The 14,613-nt window shown below is 61.3% G+C and carries 14 protein-coding genes; 5 read left to right on the top strand and 9 right to left on the bottom strand.

What is annotated here, in order from left to right; translation table 11 throughout:
* Nucleotides 1–86: 86 nt before the first annotated feature.
* From JFT81_RS21980 to JFT81_RS21970, 3 genes are all read right to left on the bottom strand, one after another.
* Complete coding sequence (locus JFT81_RS21980; protein ID WP_201229015.1) at nt 87–1,682, bottom strand: GMC family oxidoreductase; 1,596 nt, start codon at nt 1,680–1,682, stop codon at nt 87–89.
* Nucleotides 1,683–1,811: 129 nt separating this feature from the next.
* Complete coding sequence (locus JFT81_RS21975; protein ID WP_201229013.1) at nt 1,812–2,357, bottom strand: twin-arginine translocation pathway signal protein; 546 nt, start codon at nt 2,355–2,357, stop codon at nt 1,812–1,814.
* Nucleotides 2,358–2,385: 28 nt separating this feature from the next.
* Complete coding sequence (locus tag JFT81_RS21970; RefSeq protein WP_201229011.1) at nt 2,386–3,816, bottom strand: coniferyl aldehyde dehydrogenase; 1,431 nt, start codon at nt 3,814–3,816, stop codon at nt 2,386–2,388.
* Between the two features lie 146 nt (nt 3,817–3,962).
* Here JFT81_RS21970 and JFT81_RS21965 point away from each other — a divergent pair, with 146 nt between their 5' ends.
* Together JFT81_RS21965 and JFT81_RS21960 are read left to right on the top strand one after the other, a co-directional pair.
* Nucleotides 3,963–4,634 carry a TetR/AcrR family transcriptional regulator gene (locus JFT81_RS21965; protein WP_201229009.1) on the top strand — a complete coding sequence of 224 codons (672 nt, stop codon included), beginning with the start codon at nt 3,963–3,965 and terminating at the stop codon, nt 4,632–4,634.
* 32 nt (nt 4,635–4,666) lie between these two features.
* Nucleotides 4,667–5,521: a sulfurtransferase gene (locus tag JFT81_RS21960; protein ID WP_201229008.1), complete on the top strand. Its 855-nt coding sequence runs from the start codon at nt 4,667–4,669 to the stop codon at nt 5,519–5,521.
* A gap of 77 nt (nt 5,522–5,598) precedes the next feature.
* Here the strand turns inward: JFT81_RS21960 and JFT81_RS21955 are convergent, their stop codons facing one another.
* The 6 genes from JFT81_RS21955 to JFT81_RS21930 all read right to left on the bottom strand — a co-directional run bounded on the left by JFT81_RS21955 (nt 5,599) and on the right by JFT81_RS21930 (nt 11,314).
* Nucleotides 5,599–6,429 carry an AraC family transcriptional regulator gene (locus JFT81_RS21955; protein ID WP_201229007.1) on the bottom strand — a complete coding sequence of 277 codons (831 nt, stop codon included), beginning with the start codon at nt 6,427–6,429 and terminating at the stop codon, nt 5,599–5,601.
* Nucleotides 6,426–7,421, bottom strand: coding sequence for a hydrolase (locus JFT81_RS21950; RefSeq protein ID WP_201229006.1), 996 nt, complete (start codon nt 7,419–7,421; stop codon nt 6,426–6,428). Before JFT81_RS21950 ends, JFT81_RS21955 begins: the two co-directional genes overlap by 4 nt.
* A 99-nt stretch (nt 7,422–7,520) precedes the next feature.
* Entirely contained in the window at nt 7,521–8,132 is a 612-nt protein-coding gene (gene rsmD, locus JFT81_RS21945; RefSeq protein WP_201229005.1) for a 16S rRNA (guanine(966)-N(2))-methyltransferase RsmD, read from the bottom strand.
* Nucleotides 8,132–9,619, bottom strand: coding sequence for a pitrilysin family protein (locus tag JFT81_RS21940; RefSeq protein ID WP_201229004.1), 1,488 nt, complete (start codon nt 9,617–9,619; stop codon nt 8,132–8,134). Before JFT81_RS21940 ends, rsmD begins: the two co-directional genes overlap by 1 nt.
* Complete coding sequence (locus tag JFT81_RS21935) at nt 9,612–10,967, bottom strand: pitrilysin family protein (RefSeq protein WP_201229003.1); 1,356 nt, start codon at nt 10,965–10,967, stop codon at nt 9,612–9,614. The genes JFT81_RS21940 and JFT81_RS21935 overlap by 8 nt, the downstream gene beginning before the upstream one ends.
* A gap of 152 nt (nt 10,968–11,119) precedes the next feature.
* Nucleotides 11,120–11,314, bottom strand: a complete 195-nt coding sequence (locus tag JFT81_RS21930) for a hypothetical protein (protein WP_025112092.1) — start codon at nt 11,312–11,314, stop codon at nt 11,120–11,122.
* On the opposite strand from JFT81_RS21930, the gene ftsY reads away from it, so the two are divergent.
* Genes ftsY through ftsX form a run of 3 tightly spaced genes read left to right on the top strand, consistent with a single transcriptional unit; the run spans nt 11,313 to nt 14,559 of the window.
* Entirely contained in the window at nt 11,313–12,869 is a 1,557-nt protein-coding gene (gene ftsY / locus JFT81_RS21925) for a signal recognition particle-docking protein FtsY (protein ID WP_201229001.1), read from the top strand. The genes JFT81_RS21930 and ftsY overlap by 2 nt on opposite strands.
* Complete coding sequence (gene ftsE, locus JFT81_RS21920) at nt 12,866–13,537, top strand: cell division ATP-binding protein FtsE (RefSeq protein WP_008065082.1); 672 nt, start codon at nt 12,866–12,868, stop codon at nt 13,535–13,537. Before ftsY ends, ftsE begins: the two co-directional genes overlap by 4 nt.
* Nucleotides 13,534–14,559, top strand: a complete 1,026-nt coding sequence (gene ftsX / locus JFT81_RS21915; protein WP_201229000.1) for a permease-like cell division protein FtsX — start codon at nt 13,534–13,536, stop codon at nt 14,557–14,559. The genes ftsE and ftsX overlap by 4 nt, the downstream gene beginning before the upstream one ends.
* The last annotated feature ends 54 nt before the right edge of the window (nt 14,560–14,613 follow it).

Below are 14,613 nucleotides of genomic sequence, written 5' to 3'. Positions count from 1 at the left end.
AGTCGGATGGTATCGCAGCCGTCCCGGTCGGCCAAGTCGCCTGTTGGGTAAGAAAGCACTATAGACGATCGGAATATTCCGCTTTTTCATGGGTTTTTCAGTCGATCGGCGAGGGCTGTCGCCAATTGTGCCGTCAGCCCGTACACCGACAATTGCGGGTTGGCGCCAATGCTGGTGGGGAACAGCGAGCCGTCATGAATCGACAGATTGCTCAGTTGATGATGGCGGCCGAGGCTGTCGGTGACCGCATTTTTCGGCTCTTCGCCCATTGCGCAGCCACCCATGACGTGAGCGCTGCCCAGTCGCGTGCGATACAACTCAAGGCTCAAGCCATCGATCAGCGTACGTGCTTCGGCGAGGGTTTTGACGTAGCGGGCGTCGGCATGCATTGGCATCACTGCTTTGGCGCCGCCGGCGAACTGGATCTCGGCCATGCTGAGGAAGGCCCGGCGCAAACCCTCCCAGGCGTAAGGCGATACCTGATAGTCGAGCACCGGCGAGCCGTCGCCACGCAACTCGACATTGCCGCCGGGGCTGTCCGGGTGAAAACCGTCGCGCAGCAGCGCCAGCATGGCGTGCGTGTGTGGCAAGTCAGCCATGTGTTGCGCGCTTTCCTGCCCGAAACCACCGAGCAGCGTCGCCGCCAGCGCCGGATGCAGCGGTGGCACTTCGAGTTTGTAGCCCATTGGCCCGGTGGCGCCATCCTTCCACTGGAAATAGTCGGAATAAATCGACTGCGGCGCCCCGTAGAACGGGTTGATGACCTCGTCGAAGCGTGCGGCAGACATGTTCACCAAATGCAGGAATGTGCGTTTGCCGAGGGCTTTGTGAGGGTCCGGCGCGTCCGATCGCAGCAGCAGTGCCGGGCTGTTGATGCCACCACCGGCCAGCACGTAGTGGCGCGCTTTGACCGTGATGGTGCGTCCCGTCGGCTCGACGCAGCGCTCGTCCATCGCCACGCAGTGCAGGCCGGTGACCTTGTCGCCGCTGATCAACAGTTTTTCGGCGCGGGCCAGGTAGAGCAACTCGCCGCCCTTTTCCAGGGTCGCCGGAATGGTCGTGACCATCATCGATTGCTTGGCGTTGGTCGGGCAACCCATGCCGCAATATCCGAGGTTCCAGCAGCCGCGCACGTTACGCGGAATCACGTGCCAGCTATAGCCGAGTTGCTCACAGCCTTTGCGGATCACGTCGTTATTGGCGTTAGGCGGCACCATCCACGGTGCGACACCGAGGCGTTGCTCCATTTTTTCGAACCACGGCGCCATCTCGGCGGCGCTGTGACCTTTGACGTTGTGCTCTTTGGCCCAGTGTTCGAGGGTCGGTTCTGGCGTGCGGAAGCTCGAAGTCCAGTTGATCAGCGTGGTGCCGCCGACCGCTCGGCCCTGGAGGATGGTGATCGCGCCGTCCTTGCTCATGCGACCGATGCCTTCCTGGTAGAGGCTGCTGTAGGCCTGGTCTTCGAGCATTTTGAAGTCGGAGCTGGTTTTCAGCGGACCTTCTTCGATCAGCAGGACTTTGTAGCCGGCGGCGCTGAGAATTTCCGCCGTGGTGCCGCCACCCGCGCCGCTGCCGATGATGGCGACATCGGCTTCGAGGGTCAGGTCGTTGCTCAGTTGTGCGCCGTTGTAGGTTTTCCAGCCTCGGGCGAGGCCTTCGCGGAACGGGTCGGGTACGGGCATCGATCAGGTTCTCTTTATTATTTTGGATGCAGGGTGTGGCTGCTGGCCCCTTCGCGAGCAAGCTTTGCTCCTACGCTTAACCCAAATCCTGTAGGAGCAAAGCTTGCTCGCGAAGGCCGCGCCTCAATTTCAGACGGTAGGCGGCCCGGGATAACCGCAATGTGCCCAGGATTCTGCGCGGGTGTACCAGGCCATCATCACCATCTGTTGCAATGAGCTATGCCCCATGCGCAACAAGCTCAACGAGCTGTTTTCCCAGCGGTCGAGGAAATGCCGCATCGCTTCGGCGTTGGCGTTTTCCCAGCTGCCCCAGATCCCGGTCAGCGGCCCGCGCGTCACGGCCATGCCAAGGACGTCGAACAATTGTCGGGTGAGTTTGAGCATTTCCGGCGACAGGTGATTGAGGCTGTAGTCCAGCGACTTGAGCGTGCCGTCGACAGCTCCGGGCATTTTCTCGACGGCCACGGCGCCATCGAGCATCACCGGAATCAGCGCGCGTAAAAACAGCAGGTCGCCATCGCGCAATGCCACGAAGCCGTTGGCTGTGACGTTCGACGAACAGCCGCTGAGGCTGGCGCCCAGGCCGACAGTGGTCAGAAACGCGGTGGCGCCGAGGCTGAATTTCAGCAAGCCACGGCGCGACAGGGCAGGTGTTTCGGTCAGGCTTGGGTGCATTATTGTTATTACCCGGCGGTGACGAACGTTAGCGAATGAACAGTTTCTGGATCAGTTTCTGAATCGATTTGCCGTAAGGCGGATAAATCAGTTTGGCCGCGTTGAAGCGCTGTTTAATCAGCACGCCTTTGGCCTTGCTGAACGTCAGGAAGCCTTCATGCCCGTGGTAATGGCCCATGCCGGACGGGCCGATGCCGCCAAACGGCATATCGTCCTGCGCCACATGCAGCAAGGTGTCGTTCAGGCAGACCCCGCCGGAGTGGGTTTCGTGCAGCACACGGTTCTGTTCGCGCTTGTCGTAGCCAAAGTAGTAAAGAGCCAGAGGTCGTGGGCGCTGATTGATGTAAGCGAATGCCTGCTGCAGATCCTGATACGGCACGATTGGCAGCAAAGGACCGAAAATCTCGTCCTGCATCACGGTCATGTCGTCGCTGACATTCAGCAGCACACTGTGCGGCATGCGTCGGCCCTGGCCTTGCTCGAACAGCGGAATCAGCAGCGCGCCCTTGCTGGTTGCATCGCTGACGTAGCCATTGAGTCGCGCCAACTGGCGTTCGTTGATGATCGCCGTGTAATCCGGATTGTCGGCGAGGTTGGGGTAAAAGCTTTGCACGGCTTGACGATAGGCTTCGACGAAACCACCGACACGGTCTTCCGGCACCAGCACGTAGTCGGGGGCGACGCAGGTTTGTCCGGCATTCAGGGTTTTGCCGAAGGCGATGCGCTCGGCGGCATCCTTCAAGGGCACGTCGCGTGAGACGATTGCCGGGGACTTGCCGCCCAGTTCGAGGGTGACCGGGGTGAGATTCTCGGCGGCAGCGCGCATCACGTGCTTGCCGACGCTGGTGGAACCGGTGAACAGCAGATGATCAAAGGGCAGGCGCGAGAATGCGACGCCGACGTCCGCCTCGCCGAGTACCACGCAGACCAGATCCTCGGGAAACACCTTCGCCAGCAGTTGTTTAAGCAACAGCCCGGTGGCCGGGGTCGATTCGCTGAGCTTGAGCATGACCCGATTACCCGCTGCCAGCGCGCCGACCAATGGGCCGATGGCCAGATACAGCGGGTAGTTCCACGGCACGATGACACCGATCACGCCCAGCGGCTGGTAAACCACCTTCGCTGACGCCGGCTGGAATGCCATGCCGACCTTGCGCCGCGAAGGTTTCATCCAGCCCTTGAGGTGGCGACTGGCGTAATGAATGCCGTGCAGGCTCGGCATCAATTCGGCGAGCAAGGTCTCGTCGGCGCTGCGATGACTGAAGTCGGTGCTGATGGCGTCGATCAAAGCCTGACGTTCGCTGCTCAACAACTCGCGCAAGCTCTTCAGCCACTGCTGGCGTTGGGCGGCGGGCGGCATAGGATTGGCAGCGTAAGCGGTGCGTTGCGCTGCGAATAGCCGATCAAGCTCTTCCAATGGCTGTTGCAGCGTTTGCAGGTAGGCAATATCGGCAGTCATCGTAGGCTCCGGATTTATTGTAGTGAGGAACTTTTTAGAGTCTATGCTCTATAAAGTCAAATGACTTCCTTGTGCAGCTTTGTTTTATCCATTTCCGGATAGGTCGTAAGATGCCCCTCACCGCACTCTGAATTAAAGCTCAAGCCATGGCCCCACGAATAAAAACCAGCGAGCGCATCGTGCAGAACAGCCTCGAGCTGTTCAATCAGCAGGGCGAGCGCAGCATCAGCACCAACCACATCGCTGCCCATATGGAGATTTCTCCGGGCAATCTGTACTACCACTTCCCTAACAAGCAGGCGATCATCTCGGTACTGTTCAGCGAGTACGAGGCCTTGGTAGACAGCTTTCTGCGCCCGCCGCAGGGACGCGCCGCGACGGTCGAAGACAAGCGTTTCTATCTCAAGGAACTGCTCTCGGCGATGTGGCGTTACCGCTTTTTGCATCGCGATCTCGAGCATCTGCTCGACAGCGATGCCGAACTGGCGGCGCGCTATCGGCGCTTCTCCCAGCGCTGCGTGATTCAAGGCGCGGCGATCTACGAAGGTTTTGTCGCCGCCGGGATCCTCAAGATGGATCGCGTGCAGATCGAATCCCTGACCCTCAATGCCTGGATCATCCTGACGTCGTGGGTGCGTTTTCTGTGCACCACCCGCGAGAACTCCAATCACTTGAGCGAGCAAGCTGTTAAACGTGGCGTTTATCAGGTGTTGGTGCTGGAGGCCGGGTTTGTCACTGATGAGGCGCGAGACCAGGTCAATGCGCTGTTCGACGAGTTCTACGTGTCGCTGGCTCAGGCCCTCGAAGACGTAAAGTAAACATTACCGTTGCAACCCCACAGGAGCCCGTTATGCCGATTGCGCAACTGATCAGCCCGCAAGCATTGGATGCCCGTAAGGAACAGCCGGGGCTGGTGATTCTCGATTGTCGTTTTGCCCTCGAAGATCCTGATTACGGGCAGCGCAGCTACGCCGAAGGGCACATTGCCGGCGCGAGCTTCGCCGATCTTGAGCGTGACCTGAGCGGCAAAGTGCTCAAGGGTGTAACCGGGCGCCATCCGTTGCCTGAACCGGCAGCGTTGATCGAGCGTCTGCAAGCCTGGGGCATCAATGCCGACAGTGACGTGGTTCTGTATGACGACGGCCCCGGTGCCTATGCGGCGCGGGCGTGGTGGTTGCTGGCGTGGCTGGGCAAGCGCGATGGCGTGTTCATTCTCGATGGCGGGCTCAAGGCCTGGCATGCGGCGGGGTTGCCGCTGAGTCTGGATGCGCCAACGGTCAGCCGTGGCGATTTCAGTGGGCAGCCGGACATGGGCTTGCTGCTCAGTGCCGAGCAATTGCAGCAGCGCCTCGGCCAGCCGAGCCTGACGTTGCTCGATGCGCGGGCGTTGCCGCGCTTTAAAGGTGAGGTCGAGCCGATTGATCCGGTGGCCGGGCATATTCCGGGCGCACAATGCGCAGCGTTCACCGAGAACTTGGGGAGCGATGGTCGGTTCCTGCCGGCGGATCAGTTGAAGCAGCGGTTTGCGGCGAAACTGGATCAACGTTCGCCAGCGGAATTGGTTGCCTATTGCGGCTCCGGGGTCACGGCGTGTCATAACCTGTTTGCGTTGTGCCTGGCGGGGTATCCCTTGGGATCGTTGTACGCCGGGTCTTGGAGCGAGTGGATCAACGAACCTTCGCGCGGTATTGCCACCGGCGAATAAGATCAAAAGATCGCAGTCTGCGGCAGCGCCTACATTGGAATGCATTCCATGTAGGCGCTGCCGCCGGCTGCGATCTTTTAGCTTTTAAGGCGGGCACTGCGGTATGCGGCGGGGCCGACGCCATAAGCCTGCTTGAACTGTCGGCTCAGGTGGCTCTGGTCGGCAAACCCCAACTGTGTCGCGACTTCCAGCGGCAAGCACCCACTCTGTAACAAGGCCCGCGCCCGGGCAATGCGCTGCTGCATCAGCCAGGTGTGCGGCGGCATGCCGGTTGCGCGGCGGAACACCCGGGCGAAGTGGAACGGCGACAAACTCACCGCCGCCGCGAGTTCTTCCAGCGACGGTGGCGCGGCCAGTTGCGCATGCAGCAGATCCTTGGCGATCAGCACCGCGCGATGCTCCTTGCCGGGGTTGGCGAGATCTCGCACCGCCGCGTGGCGCTGCAACAGCAGCAACATCATCTCGCGCCACACCGTTTGCTGTTGCAGCGCCGTGGCGGGGCTTTCGAGCAAGCGGTGCAACTGCGCGAAGCCACTGACCAGATCCGGGTCGCGGTACAGCGTGTTGCCAAACGCCGGCAGGTTGCTGGTGGACAGTTCCAGCTCCTCCAACAACGAAATGATCTTGCCGGTCTCGGGGTAGAACGCCCGGTACCGCCAGCCATCCTCGGTGCCCTTGTGCCCGGTGTGCAGTTCATCCGGATTGATCAACACCAGCGTGCCACTGCCTGCCAGGTGTTCGGCGCCGCGATAACGGTAGCGCTGGGCGCCGGCCATGATCATGCCGATCACAAAACCGTCGTGCACATGCGGGGCGAAGCGATGGTCGATGTAGCGTGCCGAGAGCAGTTCGACCCCGGCCAATGGCGCGGTTTGCCAAAAGCGGATCGACTCGCCCTGATCGCTCATGAGGGCACGCTGGCCAGCCACTGAGGTATGCGCCGCTCTAGGTAATAGGCAGGCTGGCGGAACGAGCCATCGACAAAACCGACATGCCCGCCCTTGGCCTGCAACTCGAATTGCGTGGTGGCAGACAGTTCATCGGCCGACGGCAGGCTATGGGGAAATACAAACGGATCGTCCGCGGCCTGAATGATCAGGGTCGGCGTACGAATCTCGCCGAGGAAATAACGGCTCGAAGCCCGGCGATAGTAGTCTTCGGCATCATCGAAACCGTGCAATGGCGCGGTCACCCGACCATCGAAGTCCCAGAACGTGCGCATGTTTTCCAGTGAGCCCAGGGCTGCCAACGCGGCCAGTCCATCCTCGCGCCCGTCATGCTGAAACTGGCGTTGTTTGTTTTTTATGTACGCGACCATTTCGCGCATGAAGTGCGCTTGATAGACCTTGGAAAATCCCTGGCCGATGCGGTCGGCACATTGATCGAGTCGAAACGGCACAGAAACCGCTACCGCACCGAGCACACCGCTGGCGCTGACGGTTTCGCCCAAGTGCTTGAGCAGAACATTACCGCCCAGTGAATAGCCGACTGCGTACAGCGGCGCCAACGGACGCTTGGCGCGCAGGTGTTTGATGGTTTCAGCGAGGTCTTCGCTGGCGCCGGAGTGGTAGCTGCGCGGCAACAGATTCGGCTCGCCCGAGCAACCGCGCCAGTTCAGCGCGACACTGGCCCAGCCTTGATCGGCCAAGGCCTTTTGCACGCCGGCCACGTAGGGAGAATTGGAGGAACCGGTCAGCCCGTGCAGTACCAGCACCAACGGCGCGTCGGCGCTATGCGGGCCATGCCAGTCGAGGTCGAGAAAGTCGCCATCCTCAAGCCACAAGCGCTCGCGCTCACGTTCGATGTGTACGGTTTTGCGCCACAGCGGCCCCCACAAGGTTTGCAGGTGCGGATTGCCGAGGCCGAAGGCGGGGGTGAAGCGTTCTGAAGAGGCGGACACGATGGTTCTCGATGCAGCGATGGGAAGAGGCCCCACCGCTGTTAGTCAATTTCCAGAGTACACAGGCTCATGGTGGCGAGAGAGCTCGCGCGCATTGGGTTAGCCGGCGATCTCCGCCGTGCGCTGCCAGAGGGCGTAATAAACCCGCCCGGATTTTTGCTCGCGGTGCAGGCGCCAGTTGCCCGGCAGACCCAGCGTCGACGGCGCCGTTTCGCTTTCAGTGTAGATCCACGAGTCGGGAGCCAGCCACTGACGCTCTTCCAGCAGCGTGCAAACGGCGGGCAACAGATTCTGGTTGAACGGCGGGTCGAGGAACACCAGATCGAACGGTGTCGCCGTCTGGGTTTCCAGATAGCGCAGGGCGTCGGCAGTTTGCACCTGGCCGTTGGTGCAGCGCAGCGTGCCGAGGTGTTCTTTCAGGCTGGACACCGCGATGTTGCTGGCATCCAGCGCCTGACCCATGGCCGCGCCACGCGACAGCGCTTCGAGAAACAGCGCGCCGCTGCCGGCGAACGGATCAAGCACCTTGGCCCCTTCAACGTACGGCGCCAGCCAGTTGAACAGGGTTTCACGCACTCGGTCCGGCGTCGGGCGCAGGCCCGGCGCGTCGGGGAAGCTCAGCTTGCGGCTGCGCCATTGGCCGCCAATGATGCGCAGTTGGTTCACGCCGTTATGCACGTTGTGAAGCGGTTTTTTGGGACGAGTAGCCATTAATGCTCCGGAACCCCGAGCGGTTGCTCGGCAGGTTTATCAGAAGGGGCCGGTAACGGCTTTTGCGGCACAGTCGGGCCAGCGGTGACGATGACCATTTTGTCCGTGCTCAGGTGTTTGTTCAGGGCGTCGCGGACTTGTTCCACGGTCAGGCTCTGCGACTGACGCATGAAGTCGTCCAGATAGCTCAACGGCAGATTATAGAAGCCCATGGCGCCGAGTTGGCCAACGATATCGGCGTTGCTTGCGGTGGACAGCGGGAAGCTGCCTGCGAGTTCGCGTTTGGCGTCGTCGAGTTCTTTCTGCGTCGGACCGCTTTTCAGGTAGTCGGCGAGCACGTCCTGCACCAGTTTCAGGGTGCCTTCGCTCATTTCTGCGCGGGTCTGCAGGTTGATCATGAACGGCCCGCGCGCCTGCATCGGGCTGAAACCCGAGTACACGCCGTAGGTCAGGCCACGTTTTTCGCGGACTTCACTCATCAACCGCGTGCCGAAACCACCGCCACCAAGGATCTGGTTGCCCATCGACAGGGCGGCGTAGTCCGGGTCATCGCGGTCGATGCCCAGTTGCGCCAGCAGCAGGTTGGTCTGTTTGGACGGAAACTCGATGTGATTGACGCTGGCTTTCGGTTCCTGCGGCTGAGCGATCTTCGCCAGCGCCGGACCTTTCGGCAGGGCAGTGGACACCTGATTGGCAATTGCCTCGGCTTCCGCGCGGGACAAGTCGCCGACCAGCGCGATCACCACGTTGCCGGCCGCGTAGGCCTTGGCGTGGAACTCACGCAGCTGCGCGAGGGTGATCTTCGGTACGCTCTGCGGGTTGCCGTCGCTCGAATGCGCGTACGGATGATCGCCATACAAACGCTTCATCAGTTCGAGGCTGGCGAGTTTGCCGGGGTTCTGTTTCTGATACTCGAAACCGGCCAGCATCTGGTTCTTGATGCGTGCGAACGAGTCGGCCGGGAAGGTCGGTTTGCCGACCACTTCGGCGAACAGTTTCAGCGCCGGTTCGCGTTTGTCGGGAGCACTCAGGCTGCGCAGCGAGGCCAGCGCCATGTCCTTGAAAGCACCGTTGCCGAAATCGGCACCGAGGCCTTCAAAGCCCTGAGCGATAGCACCGACGTCTTTGCCGGCGACACCTTCATTGAGCATCGCGTTGGTCAGCACCGCCAGACCTGCCGCGTTGCCGTCCTGGCTGCTGCCGGCGGCAAAGATCAAGCGCATGTCGAACATCGGCAGCTCATGGGCTTCGACGAACATTACCTTGGCGCCTTCGGCGGTGTTCCAGGTTTGCACGTCGAGCTTGCGGCTGGCCGGGGCCTTGCCGTCGAGTTCGGCCAGCGATTGCAGTTTCTGGCTGGACTTGGCGTTGTCGAGGGCTTCGCTGGCCTTGCTGTCAGCGCTTGGCGTCAGGTAGAAGGCGGCAGAGCCGATCACTGCGACAGCAATCAGGCCGAGCAGCAGGCGTGGGGATTTGCGCTCACTCATGAGTCGTCTCCAGTGGCAGGACGTGGGCGACGCTGAGACGTTCGCGGGTGAAATACAGCTTGGCGGCGTTCTGGATATCTTGCGGAGTGACGCTTTCCAGATCGGCGAGTTCGGTGTCCATCAGTTTCCACGACAGGCCGACGGTTTCCAGCTGGCCTATGGCGGTGGCCTGGCTGGTGATCGAGTCACGTTCGAAGACCAGACCAGCGATCACTTGCGCACGCACGCGCTCCAGCTCTTCGGCGGACGGCGCGGTGGTTTTCAGCTGCTCCAGCAGTTTCCACAGGCCGGCCTCGGCTTGCGCCATGGTCTTTTTCTTCTGCGTGTTCGGGGTTGCCGACAGGGTGAACAGGCTGTCGCCACGGGTGTAGGCGTCGTAACTCGACGAACCGCCGGACACCAGCTCTTCGCCGCGCTCCAGTTGTGTCGGGATACGGCCGCTGTAACCACCGTCGAGCAGTGCCGAGATCAGGCGCAGAGCGTTGACCGAGCGCTTGTCTTCAGCGGTGGCGATGCTCGGCACATTGAAACCGAGCATCAGGCTAGGCAGCTGGGTTTGTACATGCAGGGTGATCTGGCGCTCGCCGGGCTCGGCCAGTTCCAGCGGTTTTTTCGCCGGTGGCACGTCGCGCTTGGCGATCGGGCCGAAATAGCGCTGGGCGAGAGTTTTGACTTCGTCCGGGGTAACGTCGCCGACCACTACAAGCGTGGCGTTGTTCGGCACATACCAGGATTGGTACCAGTGGCGCAGTTCTTCGACCTTCATCCGGTCGAGGTCAGCCATCCAGCCGATGGTGGGCGTGTGGTAGCCGCTGGCCGGGTAGGCCATGGCTTTGTAGCGCTCGTAGGCTTTGGACATCGGCTTGTCATCGGTGCGCAGACGGCGCTCTTCCTTGATGACTTCGATTTCCTTGGCGAATTCGTCGGCCGGCAGGCGCAGGTTGGCCATGCGGTCGGCTTCCAGCTCAAACGCTACGCCCAGACGGTCGCGGGCCAGCACCTGGTAATAAGCGGTGAAGTCGTCGCTGGTGAAAGCGTTCTCTTCGGCGCCGAGGTCGCGCAGGATCAGCGACGCTTCGCCGGGGCCAACTTTTTCGGTGCCCTTGAACATCATGTGCTCAAGCGCGTGTGACAGACCGGTCTGGCCCGGGGTTTCGTAGCTGGAGCCGACCTTGTACCAGACCTGCGAGACCACCACTGGCGCGCGATGGTCTTCGCGCACGACGACCTTGAGGCCGTTGTCGAGGGTGAATTCGTGAGTCGGTTGCGGGTCGGCCGCCAGGGCCGAAAGGGGCAGGCAGACTGTGCTGAGCAGCAGGCCTGCGGCGCGGCGGGCTAGAGCATTCATTCGTTTTTTAACCTGTTGGGCTGCCCGCTTGGTCTTAGCCTAGGCGGGCGAGGAGGTGCTAGGATACTGATCCGTTTTACTGGCGGCCACGCCTATCAGGCCACTGATCGGTCGATAGGTTGTATGGGTTTCCGGCAGAAGCTTTGAGTTTGTCAGCTAAACTCTGCGTTTTCGCCGACGATGCCGTTCCAGTCCTTCGTATTAATCGACCTTTGAGGTGCCTGTGGCGCCTCGACAAAATGTTGCGCGTGAACAAGCTGGATGAAACACAGTCTGTTCTGCATCGAATATTTATTTGCCGGGGCGCCCTTATGGCGCGTCGCTACCGTGAGATAGCCGTCCTCCATGTTTGGTTCCAACGACGACAAGAAGACCCCAGCTGCGGCTGGCGAGAAGAAAAGCCTGTTCGGATGGCTGCGTAAGAAACCGCAGCAACCCGTCGTCGAACAGCCGCCCGCGATTCCTGAGCCCGCCCCGGCACCTGCGCCTGTTGTAGAAGAAGAGCCGGCGCCGATTGTCCTGCCGATTGCCGAGCCGGTGTTGCAACCGTCGGTTGAGCCCGAGCCCGAGCCCGAGCCCGAGCCAGAAGCGCCAATGGTGGCCGAGTTGCCACTGACGCCGGCGGCCGAGCCGTGGCTGACCTTGCCGGTGGCGGAAGAGCCAGTGGCGTTGGTTGAAGAGGCTGCGCCGCACGTGACGCCAGTGATTCCTGCGCCTGCCGCGTTGGTTACCGAGGTTGCTCCGGCGCCTGTGGTCGAGCCGATTGTCGAGCCTGCGCCGGTTGTCCCTGAGCCTGTTGTTGCCGAGCCGGTTACCCCGGTGGCTGTTGCCCCGGCAGCGCCGGTCATTGCGCAGCCAGAGCCTGCACCTGCACCTGCACCTGTCGTCGCTGCGCCAGTTGTGCCGGTTGAAGTGGTTGCCGAAGCAGCCGTTGAAGCGCCCACCGAAGCTCCGCGCACCGAAGAAACCAAAGCCGGTTTCTTCGCCCGCCTGAAACAAGGTCTGTCGAAGACCAGCGCCAGCATCGGCGAGGGCATGGCCAGCCTGTTCCTTGGCCGTAAAACTATTGATGACGATCTGCTCGATGACCTCGAAACCCGTCTGCTCACCGCCGACGTGGGCGTCGAAGCCACCACGCAGATCATCCAGCGCCTGACCCAGAAGGTCGCCCGCAAAGAGCTGGCCGACGCCGACGCGCTGTACAAATCCCTGCAGGCCGAACTGGCCGCGATGCTCAAGCCGGTCGAACAACCGTTGAAAATCGTCTCGCAGAACAAGCCGTTCGTGATTCTGGTGGTCGGCGTCAACGGCGCCGGCAAAACCACCACCATCGGCAAACTGGCGAAGAAGCTGCAACTGGAAGGCAAGAAAGTCATGCTCGCCGCCGGTGACACCTTCCGCGCCGCTGCCGTGGAGCAATTGCAGGTCTGGGGCGAGCGCAACAAGATCCCGGTCATCGCCCAGCACACTGGCGCCGACTCGGCTTCGGTGATCTTCGACGCCGTGCAGGCCGCCAAGGCCCGTGGCATCGACGTACTGATCGCTGACACCGCCGGTCGCCTGCACACCAAAGACAACCTGATGGAAGAACTGAAAAAGGTTCGCCGGGTGATCGGCAAGCTCGACGCCGACGCGCCGCACGAAGTGCTGCTGGTGCTCGACGCCGGCACCGGCCAGAACGCGATCAATCAGGCCAAGCAATTCAACCAGACCGTCGAACTGACCGGCCTGGCGCTGACCAAGCTCGACGGCACCGCCAAGGGTGGGGTGATTTTCGCCCTGGCCAAGCAATTCGGCCTGCCGATCCGCTACATCGGCGTCGGTGAAGGCATCGACGATTTGCGTACTTTTGAAGCAGAACCCTTTGTCCAGGCACTGTTTGCCGAGCGGGAGCGTTCATGATTCGTTTCGAACAGGTCGGTAAACGCTACCCGAACGGTCACGTCGGCTTGCATGAGCTGAGCTTTCGAGTCCGTCGTGGCGAGTTCTTGTTTGTCACCGGCCATTCCGGTGCCGGTAAATCCACCCTGTTGCGCCTGCTGCTTGCGATGGAGCGTCCGACCAGCGGCAAATTGCTGCTCGCCGGGCAAGACCTGAGCACCATCAGCAACGCGCAGATTCCGTTCCTGCGTCGGCAGATCGGCGTGGTGTTCCAGAATCACCAGTTGTTGTTCGATCGCACGGTGTTCAACAACGTCGCGTTACCGCTGCAGATTCTCGGTCTGTCCAAAGCCGAGATCGCCAAGCGTGTCGATTCGGCGCTGGAGCGTGTGGCCCTGTCGGACAAAACCGATCTGTACCCCGGCGACCTGTCCACCGGTCAGCAACAGCGCGTCGGTATTGCCCGCGCCATCGTCCATCGCCCGGCCTTGCTGCTGGCCGACGAACCAACCGGTAACCTCGACCCGCGTCTGGCGGCCGAGATCATGGGCGTGTTCGAAGACATCAACCGTCTGGGCACCAGTGTGTTGATCGCCAGTCACGACCTGGCGTTGATCGCACGCATGCGCCACCGCATGTTGACCTTGCAACGCGGCCGATTGATCGGCGACGGGGAGGCTGGGGAATGAGTGCAACACGCAGTCCGAAGGTTTCCGAGCGCGTGGCCCCGAAAGCCGCCGATCCGCAGCCGCCGAAGAAGAAAAAACACGACGAAGACGACGGCCCGGACTTCGCCACGTTGTTCCGTGCCTGGGTCGAAAGCCATCGCGCCAGCCTGCTCGACAGCCTGCGCCGCCTCGGCAAGCAGCCGATCGGCAGCTTCTTCACCTGCATGGTGATGGCTGTGGCGCTGAGCCTGCCGATGGGCTTGTCGCTGCTGCTCAACAACGTCGAGCGTCTCGGCGGTTCGTGGCAGCGCGCGGCGCAGATCTCTTTGTATCTGCAACTCGACGCCAGCCCGCAGCAGGGTGAAGCCTTGCGCGAGCAGATCAAAGGCATGCCCGGCGTAGCTGATGCTGAATATGTCGGCCGCGATCAGGCGCTGGAGGAGTTCCAGCAGCAGTCCGGATTGGGTGAGGCCCTGCGCGAGCTGCCGGAGAACCCGTTGCCGGGCGTGGTGCTGGTGACCCCGAACGAGGTCGACAAGCCGACGCTGGAAGCATTAAGACAAAAACTTTCCGAGCTGCCCAAGGTACAACAGGCGCAACTTGATCTAGTCTGGGTCGAGCGTCTGGCCGCCATCCTCAAGCTGGGCGACCGGTTTGTCTTCGGTCTGACAGTGCTGTTGGTTTCTGCATTACTTTTGGTGATAGGCAATACCATTCGTCTTCATATTGAAAACCGCCGCACCGAGATAGAAGTGATTAAACTCGTCGGCGGCACTGACAGCTATGTGCGGCGTCCCTTCCTTTATATGGGCGCGTTGTATGGCTTCGGTGCAGGGCTGTTGTCCTGGGGCGTATTGGCGTTCGGCCTGAACTGGCTGAACGATGCGGTGGTTGGGCTGGCCGGCTTGTACGGCAGTGATTTCGCGCTGGCCGGAGTGCCAGTTGCCGACGGTCTGTCGCTCTTGCTTGGCGCGGTGCTGTTGGGTTATATCGGTGCATGGATTGCAGTCGCACGTCATCTCAGGGAGCTGGCGCCGAAGTAGAATCTTTTTTGCGCGTGATTGGCCTCGCGGTTTTTTTGGGAACTTGTACTTGAG

Origin of the sequence: Pseudomonas sp. TH43, from assembly GCF_016650635.1 — a bacterium.
GTDB lineage: Bacteria > Pseudomonadota > Gammaproteobacteria > Pseudomonadales > Pseudomonadaceae > Aquipseudomonas.
The sequence above is the reverse complement of the archived record's forward strand: the minus strand, read 5'-3'. Positions and strand labels throughout refer to the sequence as shown.